General features: G+C 41.8%; 20 protein-coding genes and 1 other annotated feature. Of the genes, 9 read left to right on the forward strand and 11 right to left on the reverse strand.

Annotation, left to right across the window (positions count from 1 at the left end):
* Genes hisF through hisZ form a run of 6 tightly spaced genes read right to left on the reverse strand, consistent with a single transcriptional unit; the run spans window position 1 to window position 5224 of the window.
* A complete protein-coding gene (gene hisF, locus L3V42_RS14495) occupies window positions 1-765 on the reverse strand; it encodes an imidazole glycerol phosphate synthase subunit HisF (RefSeq protein ID WP_235763706.1) in 765 nt (254 codons plus the stop codon).
* Window positions 755-1483, reverse strand: coding sequence for a 1-(5-phosphoribosyl)-5-[(5-phosphoribosylamino)methylideneamino]imidazole-4-carboxamide isomerase (hisA, locus tag L3V42_RS14500; RefSeq protein WP_235763707.1), 729 nt, complete (start codon window positions 1481-1483; stop codon window positions 755-757). Before hisA ends, hisF begins: the two co-directional genes overlap by 11 nt.
* A gap of 16 nt (window positions 1484-1499) precedes the next feature.
* Window positions 1500-2084, reverse strand: coding sequence for an imidazoleglycerol-phosphate dehydratase HisB (gene hisB, locus L3V42_RS14505; protein WP_238472295.1), 585 nt, complete (start codon window positions 2082-2084; stop codon window positions 1500-1502).
* Window positions 2084-3364 (reverse strand): histidinol dehydrogenase, encoded by a 1281-nt coding sequence (hisD, locus tag L3V42_RS14510; RefSeq protein WP_235763709.1) that lies wholly within the window; start codon window positions 3362-3364, stop codon window positions 2084-2086. The genes hisB and hisD overlap by 1 nt, the downstream gene beginning before the upstream one ends.
* A complete protein-coding gene (gene hisG / locus L3V42_RS14515; protein WP_235763710.1) occupies window positions 3361-3996 on the reverse strand; it encodes an ATP phosphoribosyltransferase in 636 nt (211 codons plus the stop codon). Before hisG ends, hisD begins: the two co-directional genes overlap by 4 nt.
* 1 nt (window position 3997) lies before the next feature.
* Window positions 3998-5224, reverse strand: a complete 1227-nt coding sequence (hisZ, locus tag L3V42_RS14520; protein WP_235763711.1) for an ATP phosphoribosyltransferase regulatory subunit — start codon at window positions 5222-5224, stop codon at window positions 3998-4000.
* A 255-nt stretch (window positions 5225-5479) separates the two neighbouring features.
* On the opposite strand from hisZ, the gene L3V42_RS14525 reads away from it, so the two are divergent.
* A complete protein-coding gene (locus L3V42_RS14525) occupies window positions 5480-6277 on the forward strand; it encodes a histidinol-phosphatase HisJ family protein (RefSeq protein ID WP_238472296.1) in 798 nt (265 codons plus the stop codon).
* A gap of 107 nt (window positions 6278-6384) precedes the next feature.
* Window positions 6385-7299, forward strand: coding sequence for a UDP-N-acetylmuramate dehydrogenase (gene murB / locus L3V42_RS14530; protein ID WP_438822773.1), 915 nt, complete (start codon window positions 6385-6387; stop codon window positions 7297-7299).
* Window positions 7300-7371: 72 nt separating this feature from the next.
* On the opposite strand, the gene ehuA is transcribed toward murB, so the two are convergent.
* The 4 genes from ehuA to ehuB form a co-directional block, all read right to left on the reverse strand.
* Window positions 7372-8142: an ectoine/hydroxyectoine ABC transporter ATP-binding protein EhuA gene (gene ehuA, locus L3V42_RS14535; RefSeq protein WP_255771115.1), complete on the reverse strand. Its 771-nt coding sequence runs from the start codon at window positions 8140-8142 to the stop codon at window positions 7372-7374.
* Between the two features lie 18 nt (window positions 8143-8160).
* Window positions 8161-8862 carry an ectoine/hydroxyectoine ABC transporter permease subunit EhuD gene (gene ehuD / locus L3V42_RS14540; RefSeq protein WP_235763714.1) on the reverse strand — a complete coding sequence of 234 codons (702 nt, stop codon included), beginning with the start codon at window positions 8860-8862 and terminating at the stop codon, window positions 8161-8163.
* A complete protein-coding gene (locus L3V42_RS14545; protein ID WP_235763769.1) occupies window positions 8859-9509 on the reverse strand; it encodes an amino acid ABC transporter permease in 651 nt (216 codons plus the stop codon). Before L3V42_RS14545 ends, ehuD begins: the two co-directional genes overlap by 4 nt.
* 151 nt (window positions 9510-9660) lie before the next feature.
* Complete coding sequence (ehuB, locus tag L3V42_RS14550; RefSeq protein ID WP_235763715.1) at window positions 9661-10560, reverse strand: ectoine/hydroxyectoine ABC transporter substrate-binding protein EhuB; 900 nt, start codon at window positions 10558-10560, stop codon at window positions 9661-9663.
* Between the two features lie 606 nt (window positions 10561-11166).
* Between ehuB and L3V42_RS14555 the strand changes: the two genes are divergently transcribed.
* From L3V42_RS14555 to L3V42_RS14585, 7 genes are all read left to right on the forward strand, one after another.
* Window positions 11167-11664 (forward strand): DUF456 domain-containing protein, encoded by a 498-nt coding sequence (locus L3V42_RS14555; RefSeq protein ID WP_238472324.1) that lies wholly within the window; start codon window positions 11167-11169, stop codon window positions 11662-11664.
* A 46-nt stretch (window positions 11665-11710) separates the two neighbouring features.
* Complete coding sequence (gene thiD / locus L3V42_RS14560; RefSeq protein ID WP_238472297.1) at window positions 11711-12544, forward strand: bifunctional hydroxymethylpyrimidine kinase/phosphomethylpyrimidine kinase; 834 nt, start codon at window positions 11711-11713, stop codon at window positions 12542-12544.
* 55 nt (window positions 12545-12599) lie between these two features.
* Window positions 12600-12823, forward strand: a binding site (T-box leader).
* 55 nt (window positions 12824-12878) lie between these two features.
* The gene (gene proS, locus L3V42_RS14565) at window positions 12879-14318 is read left to right on the forward strand and encodes a proline--tRNA ligase (RefSeq protein ID WP_238472298.1); all 1440 of its coding nucleotides are present in this window, start codon (window positions 12879-12881) and stop codon (window positions 14316-14318) included.
* A 263-nt stretch (window positions 14319-14581) separates the two neighbouring features.
* Window positions 14582-14833 carry an AbrB/MazE/SpoVT family DNA-binding domain-containing protein gene (locus L3V42_RS14570; protein WP_238472299.1) on the forward strand — a complete coding sequence of 84 codons (252 nt, stop codon included), beginning with the start codon at window positions 14582-14584 and terminating at the stop codon, window positions 14831-14833.
* Complete coding sequence (locus L3V42_RS14575) at window positions 14834-15226, forward strand: type II toxin-antitoxin system death-on-curing family toxin (RefSeq protein ID WP_235763719.1); 393 nt, start codon at window positions 14834-14836, stop codon at window positions 15224-15226. It begins immediately after the preceding gene.
* A 166-nt stretch (window positions 15227-15392) separates the two neighbouring features.
* Window positions 15393-16493, forward strand: a complete 1101-nt coding sequence (gene ddlA / locus L3V42_RS14580; protein WP_238472300.1) for a D-alanine--D-alanine ligase — start codon at window positions 15393-15395, stop codon at window positions 16491-16493.
* Between the two features lie 537 nt (window positions 16494-17030).
* Entirely contained in the window at window positions 17031-17432 is a 402-nt protein-coding gene (locus L3V42_RS14585) for a hypothetical protein (RefSeq protein WP_238472301.1), read from the forward strand.
* A gap of 91 nt (window positions 17433-17523) precedes the next feature.
* Here the strand turns inward: L3V42_RS14585 and L3V42_RS14590 are convergent, their stop codons facing one another.
* Window positions 17524-18003 carry a glutathione peroxidase gene (locus L3V42_RS14590; RefSeq protein WP_235763723.1) on the reverse strand — a complete coding sequence of 160 codons (480 nt, stop codon included), beginning with the start codon at window positions 18001-18003 and terminating at the stop codon, window positions 17524-17526.
* Window positions 18004-18373 lie beyond the last annotated feature (370 nt).

Raw genomic sequence — 18373 nt, forward strand, 5'->3', positions numbered from 1 at the left:
TTAGTTACCTCTCCTTACTTCTATATTCTCTTGTTCAAGATATGCTTTAAGTTCTGGGATATCAATTTCACCGTAATGGAAGACTGAAGCTGCAAGCGCTCCAGTTGCTCCGCCATCCGTTAAAGCTTCTTTAAAATGTTCATACGTTCCTGCTCCGCCACTGGCAACAACGGGAATAGCTGTGGCTTCCACTATTTTTTTCGTTAGTGCTAGATTATAGCCAGTTTTTGCACCATCGTCATCAATTGCATTGACAACAATCTCACCAGCTCCGTGATTCGCCGCTTGAATCGCCCATTCTATCGCATCAATTCCAGTATCCTTCCGTCCACCACTAGAGAAGACATTCCATTTTTCTGGAGCGACTTGTTTTGCGTCGAGGGCAAAGACGATTTTCTCGCTGCCGAATGCTTCTGCTGCTTCTTGAATGAATAAAGGATTTCCAATTGCTCCACTATTGATCGATACTTTATCCGCACCAGCCTTTAAAACTTTTTCAATATCCTGGATGGTGCGGATTCCTCCACCTACCGTAAACGGAATATCAATGACAGCTGCAATACCTTCAACGATATCAAGAAAAATATTCCTTTTTTCGACGGAGGCTGTAATATCATATAAAACAAGTTCATCTGCTTGAGATTCGTTGTAGCGCTTAGCGAGTTCAACCGGATCGGCGACTTCCTGTATGTTTTTAAATTGTTGACCTTTTACAACTCGGCCATTTTTCACATCGAGACAAGGAATGATTTTTTTAGTCGGCATATTCTTCACCAACCGAATCTACTAAGTTGGTAAAATTAAGCGTGCCGTCATATAGCGCTTTACCGATAATCGCTCCGTACATCTCTTTCTCTTCCAATTTACGCACGTCGCTTTCTGTTGTTACCCCACCGGAGGCAATGACATCAATCGACGTTGCCTTATTGATTGCCTCAAGCTCTTCGAAATTCGGTCCTTGCAACATTCCGTCTTTTAAAATATCTGTATAGACGATTGTTGTCACACCGGTTTCCTCGAGTTCTTTTACAAGGTCAAGTGCTTTTACCGTGCTTTCCTTCGTCCAGCCATCTGTTGCAACAAATCCATTGCGGGCGTCGATGGAGACAGCAATCTTTTCACCAAACTGTTCGACTGCCTCACGTAGAAACTCTTTATTTTGAATGGCGGCTGTCCCGATGATGACACGGCTGACACCATTTTCCAAGTAATCTTTAATGACTTCGATGGAGCGAACTCCACCGCCGACTTGAACGGGAATGGAAACGGTTCGGGCGATTTCAGCAATCAGTTCTTTGTTAACAGACTTTCCAGTTTTCGCACCGTCGAGGTCGACGATATGGATGAACGCAGCCCCTTTTTTCTCCCAGTCTGCTGCTACCTCGACTGGCTGTTCACTGTAAATTTTTTCTTTATTATAATCACCTTGCGTAAGGCGGACGCATTTGCCGCCAAGAATATCAATAGCTGGGAATAAAATCATGAATAAACTCTCTCCTTTATAAGACACCTTTAGTTGATGGAATTCCTTCAATCCGAGCATTTTTCAATGTTGCTTGATCTAGAGCACGGCCAAATCCTTTAAAAATCGCTTCAATAATATGATGGCTGTTCCGGCCGTAAGCCAGATTGATATGTAGCGTGATGCCGGAATTGCTTGCAAAAGCTTGGAAAAATTCTTCTACAAGCTCCGTATCAAAATTACCGACTTTGTCCTTTAAGCCTTCTACATTGTATACGAGAAAGGAACGGTTGCTAATATCAAGGGCAACTGTTGCTAGCGCCTCATCCATTGGTGACGTGACAGTTGCATATCTTGTAATCCCTTCTTTCGTTCCGAGTGCTTCCCGGAAAGCTTGTCCAAGTGCGATACCGATATCTTCTACCGTATGGTGCTGGTCCACTTCCAAATCCCCATCACATTTCACCTTTAAATCGAATAATCCGTGTTTCGTCATGGCGGTTAACATATGATCGAAAAAGCCAATGCCACTATCGATTTCACTTTTTCCTTTCCCATCAATATTCAGTTCGAGATTGATCTTTGTTTCGGATGTATCTCTTGAAATTTCAAATGTGCGCATTATAAATCTTCCTTTCTCACTTGGATAGAATTAGCATGAGCCGTTAATCCTTCAACATTTGCTAACTGTTTAATTTGTTCACTTGCAGCAACGAACGCCTCTTGTGGATAGCTGATGATGGTTGAGCGTGTAACAAAATCATAGACACCAAGCCCAGAGGCGAAGCGAGCTGTTCCGCTCGTTGGTAATGTGTGGTTTGGGCCGGCAAAATAATCTCCGAGCGGTTCTGGTGAATAGTTTCCTAAGAAAATTGCACCAGCATGTTTGATCTTTTGCAAGAGTTCCATTGGATGTTCTACCATTAATTCCAAATGCTCCGGAGCGATTTGGTTGGATATTTCTGCTGCCATCTCCAAATCTCCAGCAATAATGATTCTGCCGTTCGCCTCAATAGATGCTTGGATGATTTCTTTTCTTTCTAATTTTTCCGTTTGCTCGGCAATTTCTTTTTGAATTGCGGCAGCCTGTTCTTTATTTGTCGTAACACAAATGGCACTTGCAGATTCATCATGTTCTGCTTGAGATAATAAATCAGCCGCAACATAACGAGGATTCGCCTTCTCATCTGCAATTACACAAATTTCACTCGGTCCCGCTATCATGTCGATGCCGACCGTGCCATACACCCACTTTTTCGCACGGGCGACATACGCATTTCCAGGTCCGACGATTTTATCGACTCGTTTTACCGTTTCTGTCCCGTAAGCGAGTGCGGCAATAGCTTGAGCACCGCCAACTTTATAAATTTTCTCGACCCCAATGAGTTTCGCGGCAAGCAGGACGTATGGATTCACTTTTCCGTCTTTATCCACTGGTGTCGTAATTGCAATCTCCTCGACCCCTGCAATTTGCGCTGGAATGATCGTCATTAATACCGTCGATGGGTAGGCGGCTTTCCCGCCAGGGATGTATGCACCAACTCGTTCAATCGGGGTTACTTTCTGACCAAGAAGAATTCCTTGTTCTTGTGAAATCATCCATGACTTTTCCTTTTGCTCCAAATGGTAATTGCGGATATTTTCTGCCGCTTCTTTTAAAGCCGTGACAAGTTCAGGTGCAGCAATTTTTTCAGCCTCGGAAAATTCTTCTTCACGTACGAGGAGGCCATCAAGTGCGGCGCCGTCAAATTGCTCTGTATACTCATATAGAGCAGCATCTTTCTTCTCTTGAACCGTGCGGATGATTTCGAGCACTGTATCGTCAAGTGCTGCTTCAATTGTTTCAATCTCTGTTCGATCGTTCCATTCTTTTGCAAATGCTTCCGCTGTGATTATTTTCATGGTGTTCTCTCCAATGCATGGTTTAGTTGATCGATAAAGCTTCTTACTTCTGTCGCTTTTGTCGCGAAGCTCGCTTTATTTACAATTAAGCGGGTACTGATATCATCGATGTCTTCCAGTACCGCAAGACCATTTTCCTTTAATGTATTGCCGGTTTCGACGATATCCACAATCACGTCAGCTAAACCAATAAGAGGAGCCAGCTCAACGGAACCATTTAATTTTACGGTTTCAATTTCTTGCCCCTTCCGGCTGAAATGCTTCTCGGCAACATTCGGATATTTCGTTGCCACGGTTAGGGGCCGGTTCGCATCAATCGTATAATCGGGGAAGCCGGCTACAGAGAATTTACATTTACCAATTCCGAGATCAAGCAGTTCATACACTTCTGCCCGCGATTCTAAGATATTATCCTTGCCGACAATTCCGATGTCGGCTGCACCTCTTTCCACATAGGTCGGCACATCGACCGCTTTTACAAAGATTAATTTAATTGATTCATCGGCATTATAGAATACGAGTTTCCGGCTCTTTTCATGGAAGTCGATGAACTGCATGTCAGCTGCTTCCAATGTTTCGATTGTATGTTTTGCTGGTCTCCCTTTTGCAAGGGCTATCGTTAGTTTTTCCATCTTAGACACCTCCTGTTGCCTGTTCCACGATGTTAAGTAATTCATCATCTGTCTTTACTTGATGCTCCATTCCATTTACAACAACTCTTCCGTTTGCTTGAAAAATGATTCCGGCTTGTTCCGCGTCCCGGTCTAATGGTTTTGTAATGACGGGATAGCCTTGTTCACGGAGAAGCTTAGCTGCTGAAAATGCATTTCCTCTTGCTTCAGGAACATATAATAGTTGTAATGGCGGGTTATTATTGTCTTCGATTCGTTTGTGTTGCTTAAGTGCTTCGAGTACGACATCAACTTCGTAGGCGAAACCGATTGCCGGCATTGCTTTACCGAACTGTTCTCCGAGCTGGTCATAGCGTCCGCCCATTAAAACAGGTTTTCCGATGTTTTCAACGAATCCTTGGAAAATGATATCTGTATAATAATGCATATTATTGATTAACCCGAGGTTGAGGGTCAGATGTTCCAATATGCCGTAATCAGCGAGCACTTCTGTAACATCTTTTAAATTATTTAGCACCTCTTGCATGTGCTCATTTCGGATGATTGCTTTCGTCTCCTCCAAAACCGCTTGCGGATTCCCATAAAGCAGGGGAATGGCATAGAGTGCTTGCTGCAGTTCTTCTGAGATTTTGAGTTGTTTTAAAAATGGCTCCATTTCCACCATGTTTTTCGACTGGATCAATTCTTCGAGCTGCTGTAACTCATCATCGGTTAAGTTTGCTTGCTCCACTAATTCCTTGAAAAATCCTGCATGCCCGACTTCGAGTTTAAAGTTGTCAAAACCGATTTCCTTTAATGTATGGACTGCTAGGGCGATGACTTCTGCATCCGCTTCCGGCTGTTTATTACCGAACAATTCGACACCAGCCTGCGTGCTTTCTTTACTCGAACCATTACCACCCTGTTCCCGGTATACATTGAATATATAAAATAACCGCTGCTCGCTTCCGTTGATCTCCCGGTCTAAGGCAGTCGATCGAGTGATTGGTATCGTACCGTCAGGGCGGAGAACAAGAACTTTCCCGCTGCGGTCAATCACCTTGATCATTTCATTCTTATTCACCGTCTTCTGAATGGAAGCATATGTATCATAGTCCTCAAAAGCGGGTGTATGTACTTGCTCATAACCGTACGTGGCAAATCTTGTTCTTAGTTTCCGGATGAGCTGGCTTTTAATTTTATAACTCCGAACCGCTTGGTTGCTTAATCTCTCTTTTTTCTGTTGCATGCAAATCTCCTTCCCTATGGAACTTCATCATTTTATCGATTTATCGCTTTATTACTTCATCTAATTAAAGTTATATAGTATTATAATAATTACGAAGAAGAAAGTCAATTCATTCTTTCGTAAAAATTATTATAAAAGAAACTTCATTTAGTGGGAGGTTTATTCCCTCCGGTTTAGAGATGGGGTATTACAGACCGTTAATCCGTGATAAAATGATAGATTAACAGAAGGAAAATGTTAAAGGAGCGAGGATTCATGTTTGATTACCACATGCACAGTACATTCTCCGCAGATTGTGAGACACCAATGGAGAAAACAATTGAAAAAGCGATCGACTTAGAACTTCAGGAAATTTGTTTCACCGACCATCTCGATTATGATTACCCGGATAAAGATTGGATTTTCGAATTTGACTTAAAAGAATATGATAGGAAGCTTAAGGAGCTTCAGGAAAAATACGAGGGAAGGATCAGGATTAAAAAAGGGGTGGAAATTGGACTTCAGCCACATGTTCTTCATCAGTATGAAGAGTTGATGGGAGCGGAAGAATTTGATTTCGTCATCGCTTCCATGCATGCGACAGAAAGAAAAGATTTGCATTCGGGGGAGTTCTTCGAAGGGAAGACAGTGGACGAAGCATATGAGATTTACTACCAGGAGCTGCTTGACTGTATAAAGGAATATAAGCAATTTAGTATTCTCGGTCATCTGGACTTGGTGAAACGTTATACGACGGAAAAGAGTAAGAGAAATTTTCATGAAATTATTCGGGAAATCTTTGCCGAAATCATTCCGGCGGGGAAAGGGATTGAGATTAATACGTCCGGTACGAGGTACGGACTTGAGGGCGGCATGCCGAGCCCTGATATATTAAAGCTGTATAAAGAATGCGGCGGGGAAATCATTACGTTAGGCTCGGACTCTCATGTACCGGATACGTTGGCTTTTGAATTTTCAGCAGCCATTCTTAATTTGCAAGAAGCGGGTTTTAAATATATTGCAACCTATACGGCAGGAAAGCCAGAATTTCATCCGATTGATCGAATAATATAATGTTTATTGTGGCAAGATTTATCACAATATCTTACACTATAGAAGCGAGTGGAATTTGATGAAAATGACACGAGGAATTTCTGATTAAAGGATGATAGGCATTGACGATGACAGATCCAATTTATGATAAATTAATTCGTATAACAGCAAAAGAAAATGTATTGAAAGATGAGCCCTTAAAGGAACATCTGTATACAAAACTTGGTGGGAAAACGGATTATTATGTGACGCCGGAGAACTACGGGGAAGTGCAGGAGATTGTCCGCTTTGCGAATAAAGCTGATGTGGATTTCACCTTGCTTGGCAACGGTTCGAACCTGATTGTCCGGGATGGTGGAATCCGTGGTATTGTTATGAACTTGCAGAAGCTTTCTGCAATTAAACGAGAAGGTGACGCGGTCATTGCGGAAAGTGGTGCAAGGATTATTGATGCTTCCAGGTATGCCTTACAAGAAAGGCTTTCCGGACTTGAATTTGCTTGCGGTATTCCCGGATCTGTTGGTGGAGCACTCTACATGAATGCGGGTGCTTACGGAGGGGAGATTAAAGATGTCCTCCGTAGTACCCTCGTTTGCACGAAAGACGGGGAACTGAAGACATTGCAAGCGGACGAACTGGATCTGGATTACCGCACGAGCAACATTCCGGATAACGGCTATATCGTTCTTGAAGCAACCTTTGATTTAAAGGAAGGAGCTTATGAGGAGATAAAGGCTGTAATGGATGATTTGACGGAGAAGCGGGAATCGAAGCAGCCACTCGAATATCCATCTTGCGGGAGTGTTTTCAAGCGTCCGCCTGGTTATTTTGCTGGAAAACTCATTCAGGACAGCAATCTTCAAGGTGTCCGGATTGGCGGCGCCGAAGTGTCCAAGAAGCACGCCGGTTTCATCGTGAATGTCGACGGAGCAACAGCAACCGAGTATATTAAGCTGATTGAACATGTGCAGGAAACGGTACAAGACAAATTCGGAGTCGCCCTTGAACGGGAAGTCCGAATTATTGGGGAAGAAAAACAGTAGCTTAATCCAATGAAAACCAAAACCACCGGATGCTCAACATAAGGCATCCAGTGGTTTAATTTTTTATTCTGATCAGCTGCGGAATCTGCTTAAGAAGCTTTGCAACCGTTCATTTTGTGAATGCTCAATCACTTCTTTTGCAGATCCTTGCTCTGCAATAACGCCTTCATCAAGGAAGAGTACTTTATCCGCGATATCTAATGCGAAGTCCATCTCGTGTGTAACAAGCACCATCGCCATATCCTCATGCTGGGCAAGGTCGCGGATCACTTCCAGTACTTCACCGACAAGCTCGGGATCAAGTGCTGATGTAACTTCATCAAACAGCATGATCTTCGGGCGCATGACAACTGCTCTTGCCATTGCAACTCGCTGTTTTTGACCACCTGAGAGCTGGCTTGGATAATTATCAATTTTGTCACCTAGCCCTACACGCTCAAGCATTTCAACTGCCCGTTTTCGTACTTCATCTTTGTTTTCCTTTTTCACATGAACCGGTGCAGTCATGCAATTTTCCAGAATCGTCATATGCGGAAATAAATTAAAATGCTGGAAAACCATACCGATATCACCGCGCACGTTACGTAAATGGTTCTCATTTGCGCGAACCATATCTCCGTTCTTTTCCATTTTCCATAAATTTTTGCCGTCGACGACAATATCTCCTGAAGTTGGTTCTTCAAGTGTCATCAACAAGCGAATGATCGTTGTTTTACCGGAACCACTTGGTCCGATAACCGCTACTTTTTCTGCTGGGTTTATATCTAAATTAATTCCTTTTAATACCTCGACATCACCAAAGGATTTACAAACATCCCGATATTGTACAATAGGTGCAGTCATTTTCTCATCACTTCTCCTTTATGAACTTTTGGCTGCAGCATTCTTATCAAACCTCGTATTCATTTTTACTTCGAGCTTCCGGATTAGAACGGCGGAAGGATAGCTCAGCACGAGGAAAATAATCCCGACAATGGTTAGAGGCTCCAAATAAGCAAAGTTTCTTGCACCATACGTGTTCGCTCGGAGTAAGATTTCAGCAACACTGATTGTGGATGCGAGGGGCACTTCTTTAAACATAATGATAAAGTAGTTTCCAAGCATCGGAATTGTCGGTGGGATTGCCTGTGGCAGAATAATCATTCTCCACTTGTCCATCGTACTGAGGTTGAGTGCTTTAGCTGCTTCCCATTGTCCTTTTTCTACGCTTTCAATACCTGCACGGTAAATTTCAGCAATGTATGTACTGAAATGCAGACCAAGCCCGAGAATGGCACTCGTCATTGGACTTAACGTAACACCGACAACAGGGATGACCGGCCAAGCATAATAGATGAAAAACAATTGTACAAGTGGTGGGGTTGAACGGATGAATTCCATTACCCATGTCACAATCCAATTGAAGCTTTTTATCGGAATTCTTTTCAGAAATGTCCAGACGAAACCGAATAGTAGTGAAAATAAGAAACAGGAAATGGTTAATACAATTGTAATCCATAAACCGTCTAATACGAAAGGGAGGGCATCAAGGAACCTTTCCCAGCTCCAGTAGGTTGAATTCATTGACTAGCAGCCCCCTTCTTTGCAATTTCTTCCCCTTTTCTCGTCAGCCAGATTAATGGCAAAGCAAGGAGGAAATAGAACACAAGGACAACTAAGTATACAATTGGTGTAATAGAAGCATTTGTACTTCTAATAATGTCTCCATAATAGAGAACATCGGTTAACCCGATTAAAGATACTAAAGATGTTCCTTTAAGGATTTGAATAGTGTAATTTCCAAACTCAGGCAGCATCATCCGGACAGCCTGGGGGAAGATGATGAAACGCATCCGCTGAAAGCTCGACATATTTAAAGCAGTCGCAGCTTCTGTTTGTCCTTGATCGACTGATAGAATCGATGAACGGACAACTTCGGAAAGGTATGCGCCATAATTCAGCCCAATTGCAATGACCCCGATCCACCAGTTGGATGCAACTTGGATATTAAGCAGCATCGGAATTGCGTAATAGAGCCAGAATAATTGAACGATAAGCGAGGTTCCGCGGAATACTTCCACATAAAAACCGCCTACTTTTCTAATAATGATATTTCTGGATAATCTGGAGAGCCCAGCAACGAATGCCATAATATAAGCAAACAAGGATGCTGCCAGCAAAATCGTAATCGTCACTTCCAAACCTCTTGCAATTTGAGGAACAACCTCCATTATTGCATTAATAACAACCACTCCTTATTTATCTTGAAATTGAACATGGTGCGCTTCTGCCTTCGCGCGAAAAAATAAAGGTCCAGCCCTGGACAGGAACCGGACCTTATGAAGTTACTGCATTATTCGTAGTTTACGGGAACGAGTATGTTTACTCTTCACCATTACATACTTGCTCCGTCGTCACTTCACCATCAGCAACAAAATTTGTTTCACCATTAAATCCATTTGCTTCAAGTAGTTCTGCAACTGTTCCATCTTCTTTTAACTCTGCTAGTACTTCATTGTATGCATCGCGTAATTCTTCATTATCTAAGCTAAAGGCTGCAGCACCATAACTTGGTACTCCCTCAATATCCGGTTGTTCGAATGATTCCACAAACTCAAGTTCATCCGAATCAAATGATTCAAGTGCCATTCTTACAGTCATTTCCGTACCAGTTGTAACATCAGCTCTTCCAGCTTGAACAGCTGAGAACGTAGATGGAATATCGGAAGCGGTTGTGATCTGGCTCTCATCTACACCTTCGTCCATTAAGAAACCAATTTCTGTTGCACCTTCCATAACAACAACTGTTAAGTCTGGATTATCCGCAATATCTGCGTAACTTTGGATATCGTTTGGATTACCTGCCGGGACAACTAATCCCTCACCATATTGCATCTCTGGTTCACCGAATAATGCGTTCTCACAGCGCGCAGGCTGAATAGCCATGCCAGCTGTTACGACATCAAATTGTCCAGCTTGCACACCTGGAATCAACTGACTGAAATCCGCCAACTGAGATTCCATGTTTTCAACACCAAGCTCTTCAAAGACTGCCTTCGCTATATCTACAGCAGCTCCTTTTAGCTCTCCATCATCTTCATACGCATAAGGTGCTTCGTTGGCGAAACCAACTGTTACAGTGCCACTTTCTTGCAGCTCTTTTAATTTACTTGCCCCGCCCTCAGAGCCGTCAGCGGAACCATTTTCATCTCCATCGCCAGAACCACATGCCGTAAGTAAAAGTAATAAGCCCCCTAAAACTAAAACCCCTAATCGTTTCACGTTACTATTGACCTCCTAAGAATTTCTTTTCCTCCTTTTTTCAAAAAGAAAATATCTGAGAAAGAAAAGCACTCTATATTTTTATGTTGTTACAATGGTATCGATAAACAAGGTTTCACTCAAACGTGATAAAATGAGATAGAATTCGGTTAACCCTCAAATTTCCGAATAATCCATACCTCAATTGGATATACAAAAACATCCTCCCATATCATCCGAATTACTCGTCTATCCCCAAGATTTCCTTTTAGCGAATAAAAATAATGTGGACAGAAAAGCTAAAAGTCATTAAGATTGAAATAAGAATAAATTAAGTAATAGAGGTTGTTCAAAAAGTCCGGTAAAAATGACACTTCGTAAATGGGAGGTTCTACTAAGACCGTCCACGTCCTGTGGACAACGTAGAACTCACCACTTCCTGTGGAAGCTCGTTGGCTCGCTTCTCCGCTCCTCATGTACCTACCTAACGTACATTCCGGTGCCGGGAGCTTTGCCGCCTCGAATTTCGATGCACAGGATGTGCTAGTGTCGGCGTTGCAACAGGACGTTGTTTATTTAGCCGACCTCGGTCCTTTTTATCCTCCTTTTTGGACACACACTAATAGAATGGAGCATCTCGGCTTGGAAATTATCCTATGGATTGTCATCGTCTTATTATTTATCGGAAGCTTCGTCGGGATTGTATTTCCGATTATTCCGTCGGTGCTATTTATCTGGTTAGGTTTCATTGTTTTTCAGTTTGGAATTGACAGTAGAGAACTGAATACGTTATTTTGGCTTGCAATGATTTTGTTAACCATCCTGCTAATCAGTTCAGATATCATTGCCAACAGTTACTTTGTGAAACGTTTTGGTGGCAGTAAAGCAGGAGAATGGGCTGCTGCTGTTGCTGTTATTATCGGTTCTTTTATTACACCGCCCTTTGGAATTATTTATGTTCCGTTTCTTGTCGTGTTCATCGTAGAAATGCTGATGAAGCGCACGATGAAGGAGGCATTTCGGGCTTCTATTGGGTCGTTGCTCGGATTTCTGGGCGGGACGTTTGCAAAGATTACTTTACAATTTGTGATGATTGCATGGTTTTTCATTCTCATTATTTTTTAGCGTGTGGTAAAATAATTTATAGTTGAAGTTAAAGGAGTTATGCCTTATGGAATATCCTGCAAGAGTTATGACAATCGCGGGTTCTGCAGCTGGCGGGAGTGCAGGGATCCAAGCAGATTTGAAGACATTCCAAGAACTCGATGTATATGGGATGAGTGTCGTTACCGCTATCGTTGGGAGGCACCCGGAAACGGAGAAAAATGTCCATCCCCAAACAATAGAAGCAATCGAAGCCCAATTTGATACAGCAATGCGTCAGGTTGGAACGGACGCCCTGAAAACGGGAATGCTATTCTCGAAAGAAGTAATTGACGTGGTCGCAGGGTTAATTGAACAGTCGGATATTAAATCGGTTGTCATTGATCCGGTCATGGTCGGGAAACTTGATTCGAAGCTATTAAAAGATGATGCAATCGAGGCGTTGAGAAAGCGACTGATCCCGCTTGCTACCATTATTACACCAAACATTCCAGAAGCCAGGTTTCTGCTTGATGAGCGTGAGATAACAGATGTGGAAGCATTGAAGCAAGCAGCGATTGACTTATACGAGCTTGGTTCTGAGTATGTACTTGTGAAAGGTGGCCGGCTGGATGGGCCTGCAGTTGACGTTTTATATGACGGGAAGACCCTAACTTTATTTGAAGCGCCGCGCATTGACACGGTGAATACGAGTGGTGCGGGTTGCTCATATTCTGCTGCAATTACAGCATACCTTGCGAAGGGGGTAACCGTGGAAACGGCGGTCGAACACGCGAAGAAATTTGTAACAACAGCAATCAATCATGGCTTCACGTACACCGAAATGGTTGGACCGACCTACCATGCTGCCCAGCGGAAATATGGTGATGCATTTGACATTAAAGTAGAGAAGGTTGAGTAGGGGGAATAGCTTGACTTTACCCCCTTCTTTCTATATATTAAGGATTAGAAAATATGTGGAAACGTTGAAGCGGAATAGTATAATTTACTGTCTTTTACAGAGAGGAAATGGTCGGTGCGAATTTCCGGAAGACAGAAGTTAGAACCTGCCGTCTGAGTTCGCCATCAAGAGACTTTATTTGGTCTGTAAGATGTGCGCGGTGTAGAGCCGTTATTCGAAGGAAGTGTGCATGAATTCTCATGCAAACAAGGGTGGCACCACCACACGAAGGTCCCTTTTTATAGTGATAGGGGTCTTTTTTTATTGGTAAAAATAACATAAAGAGGTGTTTCTTTTGTCTAAAAAGAATAAAAATTTCGTGGAAAAGATTACCGCGATGGAAGATGACTTTGCCCAGTGGTATACCGACGTTGTGAAACAGGCAGAGCTCGTTGATTATGGCTTAGTTAAAGGGACAATGATTATCCGTCCTTACGGGTATGCGATTTGGGAAAATATTAAAGATGAATTGGACCGCATGATCAAAGAGACGGGCCATACGAATGTCCAGTTCCCATTATTTATTCCGGAGAGCTGGCTGCAGAAAGAAGCAGATCACGTTGAAGGATTCGCACCGGAAGTAGCTTGGGTGACTCATGGTGGGGATGATGAGCTGCAGGAAAGAATTGCAGTCCGTCCTACGTCTGAAGTATTGTTCTGTGAATATTATTCGAGACATATTCATTCGTACCGCGACCTTCCGAAGCTGTATAACCAATGGGCGAACGTGGTGCGCTGGGAGAAGACAACTCGTCCATTCCTGCGTTCTTCCGAATTCCACTGGCAGGAAGGTCATACGGCACATGCGACTGACAAAGATGCAGAAATCGAAACAGCGAAAATGCTTGATGTTTACGCAGACTTAGTCGAGAACTATATGGCGATTCCACTATATAAGGGACAGAAGACAGATAGTGAAAAGTTTGCTGGAGCAAAATATACGCTAACGATTGAAGCGTTAATGCACGACGGGAAAGCATTGCAGTCTGGAACGAGCCACCATTTCGGTTCCGGTTTCGCGGAAGCATTTGATATTACGTATCTGGATGAAAATGGGGACAGCCAATACGTCCACCAGTCATCTTGGGGACTTTCTACAAGAATTATGGGTGCGCTGATTATGGTTCACGGGGATAACCGCGGCTTGGTTGTACCACCGAAGATTGCTCCAACACAAGCGATGATTATTCCGATTGCACAACATAAGGAAGGCGTACTTGATAAAGCGTATGACTTGCGTGACCAGCTTAAAAATCTTGTTCGTGTCGATATTGATGCAAGTGACAAGATGCCGGGCTGGAAATTTAACGAATATGAGATGAAGGGAATCCCGGTTCGTATTGAACTAGGACCGAAAGATATAGAGAAGGAGCAAGTTGTTCTTGTCCGCAGGGATACCGGTGAGAAGGAATTTGTCGCGCTTAGCGATCTGGAGAAGCGTCTACCGGAATTACTTGATGAAGTTCAACAGAATCTTTACGATAAGGCACTTGCTCACCGTAACGAGAAGACGAATTCCGTTACAACGATGGAAGAATTTGCAAAAGTGCTCGAAGAAAAAGGCGGTTTCTTGAAAGCAATGTGGTGTGGAGACGAAGCGTGTGAAGAGAAGATCCAAGAAGAAACGACAGCAACTTCACGTTGTATCCCATTTGAACAAGAGAAGTTAGCGGAAACTTGTGTGTGCTGCGGTAAACCAGCGAAAGAGATGGTTATTTGGGCGAAAGCTTATTAATTAGAGTATATAAAAGCGGGTCAATCAGGTTTTGAACCTGTTTGACTCGCTTTTAGTATATATGGAGGAATTAAAGGAGTATAATCGAAATTTGAGTTTACGGAATAAAATTACCACTTAAAATATTTGCCTATTTTTAATAAAAAAATTGTGTTTTTTACATTTTTAAATTATAATATACTCAAGATGTTATTACTGTACTAACTGTAATACGATTTATCGTTTAAACTTTGCCATTTTCGAGAAGAATGGGAGGAGAAGAAATGGCGGTGAAAGAAGTGGAGAGGAAAATTACTAAAATTGGTAATAGCGTTGGGGTAACAATTCCACAGGAAGTATTGAATCACTTAAAAGTAAAGCAAGGTGATGCCGTCAAATTTATATTGGAGAAAGACGGCAGTGTATCTATAAAAAGACCTGTAAATATGGACTTTTTAGACCAGGAGTTTTTAGAAGGGTTAGAAGACCTTTTTGAAAACTATGATGATACGCTGAGGAACCTTTCAGACAGATAAATGGTCCGATATCTAAATGACAGGGAAGTTATTTTTATAAATGCTGCTGTGATAAAACGTTATACCCCTGAAGAACAGATAGGTGTTAAAGATACAAACATGCTATTTAGTGCAATAGAAAGACCGAAACAAACAGTGTTTGGTAAAGATGCATACCCTACAATATGGTTAAAAGCTGCGGCTTTGTATGCTAGAATTTCGCAAAACCATGCTTTCCATAATGGTAATAAAAGAACGAGTTTCGCATGCATGAAACAGTTTTTATGGGTAAATGGATACCAGTTTAAAGCAAGTCAAAAAGAAGCTGAAGATTATACTGTTTATTTAGTAGTTGAAAAGCCGGAAATTGAGGATATTGCAGATTGGATAGAAAAGCATACAGAATCAAGGTAATCAAATAACCACACGCTTCATACGGGGTGGTTATTTTTGTTATATTTTGTCTCGCAGGCTTCTCAATGATAAAATATAAAAGTATAATTGTGTTAAAAGATGCATGCACGTATAACTGGGCTAGAGAATAAATATAGCTAATGAAATCATTTTGGAGGATTGGAGCATGAAAAAAAGAGTTGGCTTGATTTTTGGCGGGAAATCGGCGGAACATGAAGTTTCGTTGCAATCGGCAAAAAATGTATTAGAAGCGATGGATAAAGATAAATATGATGTGACATTAATCGGGATTGATAAAGAGGGAAGATGGCATTTGCATGATTCATCACAGTTTCTGTTAAATGCCAATGATCCGAAGTTGATTGCCTTGAATAAAACAAATGAAGGGATTGCCTTTATACCGGGCGAAACGGATAAAAAGTTAAAGAAAGCTAATGACTCGGCGGCACTTGATCAGCTCGATGTTATTTTTCCAATCCTGCATGGAACACTTGGGGAAGATGGCAGTATCCAAGGAATGCTGCGTGTTGCAAATATTCCCTTCGTTGGTTCCAACGTACTTGGTTCTGCAATCAGTATGGATAAGGATGTTGCGAAACGCCTTCTAAAAGATGCAGGTCTCAAGGTTGCCGGATCTTACACGTTCACCCGTGCAACGAAAGGAAATATCTCTTTTGCAGAGATAGAAAGAAACCTTGGACTGCCATTATTTATTAAACCAGCGAATCAGGGTTCTTCGGTTGGTGTCAGTAAGGTCGAGTCAGCGGAAGAATTTGAAGAGGCAATTGCTGAAGCTTTTAAATATGATCACAAGATTCTCATTGAGGAAGCAATCCAAGGAAGAGAAATCGAATGCTCTATCTTAGGAAATGAGTATCCGGAAGCATCCATTCCTGGTGAAATCGTGGCAACCAATGACTTCTATTCCTATGAAGCGAAGTATATCGATGAGAGTGGAGCAACACTCGAAATCCCGGCGAAATTAGATGACAGCCAGATGAAAGTAATCCAGGAGGTTGCAGTTAAGGCTTTCCAAGCATTGAATTGTGAAGGAATGGCACGGGTTGATGTATTTCTAACGGAAGCAAATGAAATTATTATTAATGAGATCAATACGATTCCTGGATTTACTAAAATCAGTATGTACCCTAAATTATGGGAACTCTCCGGTGTTCCGTACAGCGAGCTTATCGACCGGGTGATTGAGCTGGCGATAGAGCGCCATGAGCGTGACGCAGGACTAGAGAGTTCGTTTGAAACGGAATAATAATTTAAGTGATTGAAGATAAGAACACACCTTAGCTAAAATAGGGTGTGTTTTTTGCTGTAGATGCTGGATTTTGAAACTTAAGTGATAAGGCTGACGGATAACTGGATAGGGAGGTAAATATTTTTGATTGCAGAGATGTATAAGCGACGAGAAAAGTTTGGTTATGGTTTTCTTGGAGCTACTTTATTACATTACATATTCCGTGGTGGATGTTCCCGTTCCGGATATTGAATGAATCGATGCTCGAGCTTTTTCCGTTAACTTACGGATTCATTGCTTATAATGAGGAAGTAAAGTTTACTTATCGGAAGCAAGGTTGGTTAAAGCGAGTGAGGCTAACAACTTTTGACAAAGACAATAAGGAAATCGGAAAATACCTACAAGAAGAATTCAAAACTTTATTCCATATCAAAGGAAACTTATTGAATGAGCAAGGGAAATTGCTTCTAAATATTAAAGCATTTGGTTTTTCTGGGGTGGAAGGGTACTCGAATTCTTATTCTTATCCTCATTCTTGTTGGTGCCTATTTGTTATTGAAATTCAATCCCCCATTAGATGTTGGAACAATTGCTTTTACGGAGGATCATAAATCAGTTATCGTTGGTGTAGGCAATCGAGGTTTTGGAGATGTGAAAATTCTAGAAGTCACCGTAAACAATGAGGAGAACCCTTTAGAAACAAAAATACAAGTTAGTGACAGTTTGCAAGGCTTTATCTTATTAGAGGATTTTACTAGGGAAGAAGCACAAGAATATCATTTCACTAATATCGCTGACGTAGTGATAAAACAGGAACGTCACCTGCTTCTAATTTTGAAAAAATTAGACGAGGGAACTGTTACAGAAGATGATGAAATTTATGGGATTAGTATTATTCATACTGGGGAAATAGCAAATGTTCATTTAGAATATAGTCATTTCGGAATGGAAATTTAATGAGACGGTATATGTAAAAAGCTATTGACAAAAGCGCTCGAATTCAATACAGAGCGCTTTTGCAGGAGCTATTACGAGCGCTGTATAAAACTTAAGCGCCAATTAAATTTTCAATTTCCTTTTTCAATTTCGCTGGTTCTTTCTGAGGTGCGAAACGATCTACTACGTCACCATTCTTATCAACGAGAAATTTTGTGAAATTCCATTTGATATCCTCGGTTAATATCCCTTTCTGTTCACTCGTTAAATACTTGAACAAAGGATGAGCATTATCCCCTTTTACCTCAACCTTACTGAACATCGGGAAGGAAACACCATAATTGGCGGAGCAGAATGCAGCAATTTCGCCGTCTGATCCAGGATCCTGGCCACCGAATTGGTTACATGGGAAACCTAAGATTTCGAAATTATCATTGCCAACCTCATCATACAGCTTCTGTAACCCTTGGAATTGCGGTGTGAATCCACACTCACTTGCTGTATTTACGATAAGCAGCACTTTTCCCTCAAAGTCTCTAAGGGACTTGTCCTCGCCATGAATTGTTTTTGCATGGTAACTATAAATACTCACGAACATCAGCCTCCTTTATCACGCATTAACGGTCTGTAATACCCCACTGAATGCGGTTCTCCTTTATTTAAGGAAAACCATGCCTAAGGTTAACGGTGTAACTGTATAAGTCGAAACAGTTTATGATTCAATTTCGCTATCTGCTATTTGTACATAGGTTATAATTTGGGCACCACTTCCGCCAAACGCAAGTACATAATACTCATTTTTCTTAATATCGAAAACGTGAACGCCAGTTATTTCTTCTCCTGGCGTTATCTCCCCTTCTAATAAACTTTCAAATAACGCTTCCTCGATTTTATCTGGATAATCCAGTAAGGCTGGATTCAGAGTAGCAGTTCACTCATGTTGTTTAAACACCCAACAACAA

Source organism: Oceanobacillus alkalisoli (genome assembly GCF_022213125.1).
GTDB classification, from domain to species: Bacteria; Bacillota; Bacilli; order Bacillales; family Amphibacillaceae; genus Oceanobacillus; species Oceanobacillus alkalisoli.

What these genes read in the sequence shown, in the direction of transcription:
- thiD (WP_238472297.1), top strand. Translation starts at nt 11,711, where the DNA reads ATGGAATATCCTGCAAGAGTTATGACAATCGCGGGTTCTGCAGCTGGC.
- L3V42_RS14555 (WP_238472324.1), top strand. Translation starts at nt 11,167, where the DNA reads ATGGAGCATCTCGGCTTGGAAATTATCCTATGGATTGTCATCGTCTTA.
- hisD (WP_235763709.1), bottom strand. Translation starts at nt 3,364, where the DNA reads ATGAAAATAATCACAGCGGAAGCATTTGCAAAAGAATGGAACGATCGA.
- hisF (WP_235763706.1), bottom strand. Translation starts at nt 765, where the DNA reads ATGCCGACTAAAAAAATCATTCCTTGTCTCGATGTGAAAAATGGCCGA.
- hisB (WP_238472295.1), bottom strand. Translation starts at nt 2,084, where the DNA reads ATGCGCACATTTGAAATTTCAAGAGATACATCCGAAACAAAGATCAAT.
- murB (WP_438822773.1), top strand. Translation starts at nt 6,385, where the DNA reads ATGACAGATCCAATTTATGATAAATTAATTCGTATAACAGCAAAAGAA.
- ehuD (WP_235763714.1), bottom strand. Translation starts at nt 8,862, where the DNA reads ATGAATTCAACCTACTGGAGCTGGGAAAGGTTCCTTGATGCCCTCCCT.
- hisZ (WP_235763711.1), bottom strand. Translation starts at nt 5,224, where the DNA reads ATGCAACAGAAAAAAGAGAGATTAAGCAACCAAGCGGTTCGGAGTTAT.
- L3V42_RS14525 (WP_238472296.1), top strand. Translation starts at nt 5,480, where the DNA reads ATGTTTGATTACCACATGCACAGTACATTCTCCGCAGATTGTGAGACA.
- L3V42_RS14570 (WP_238472299.1), top strand. Translation starts at nt 14,582, where the DNA reads ATGGCGGTGAAAGAAGTGGAGAGGAAAATTACTAAAATTGGTAATAGC.
- ehuA (WP_255771115.1), bottom strand. Translation starts at nt 8,142, where the DNA reads ATGACTGCACCTATTGTACAATATCGGGATGTTTGTAAATCCTTTGGT.
- hisA (WP_235763707.1), bottom strand. Translation starts at nt 1,483, where the DNA reads ATGATTTTATTCCCAGCTATTGATATTCTTGGCGGCAAATGCGTCCGC.
- L3V42_RS14545 (WP_235763769.1), bottom strand. Translation starts at nt 9,509, where the DNA reads ATGGAGGTTGTTCCTCAAATTGCAAGAGGTTTGGAAGTGACGATTACG.
- ddlA (WP_238472300.1), top strand. Translation starts at nt 15,393, where the DNA reads ATGAAAAAAAGAGTTGGCTTGATTTTTGGCGGGAAATCGGCGGAACAT.
- hisG (WP_235763710.1), bottom strand. Translation starts at nt 3,996, where the DNA reads ATGGAAAAACTAACGATAGCCCTTGCAAAAGGGAGACCAGCAAAACAT.
- L3V42_RS14575 (WP_235763719.1), top strand. Translation starts at nt 14,834, where the DNA reads ATGGTCCGATATCTAAATGACAGGGAAGTTATTTTTATAAATGCTGCT.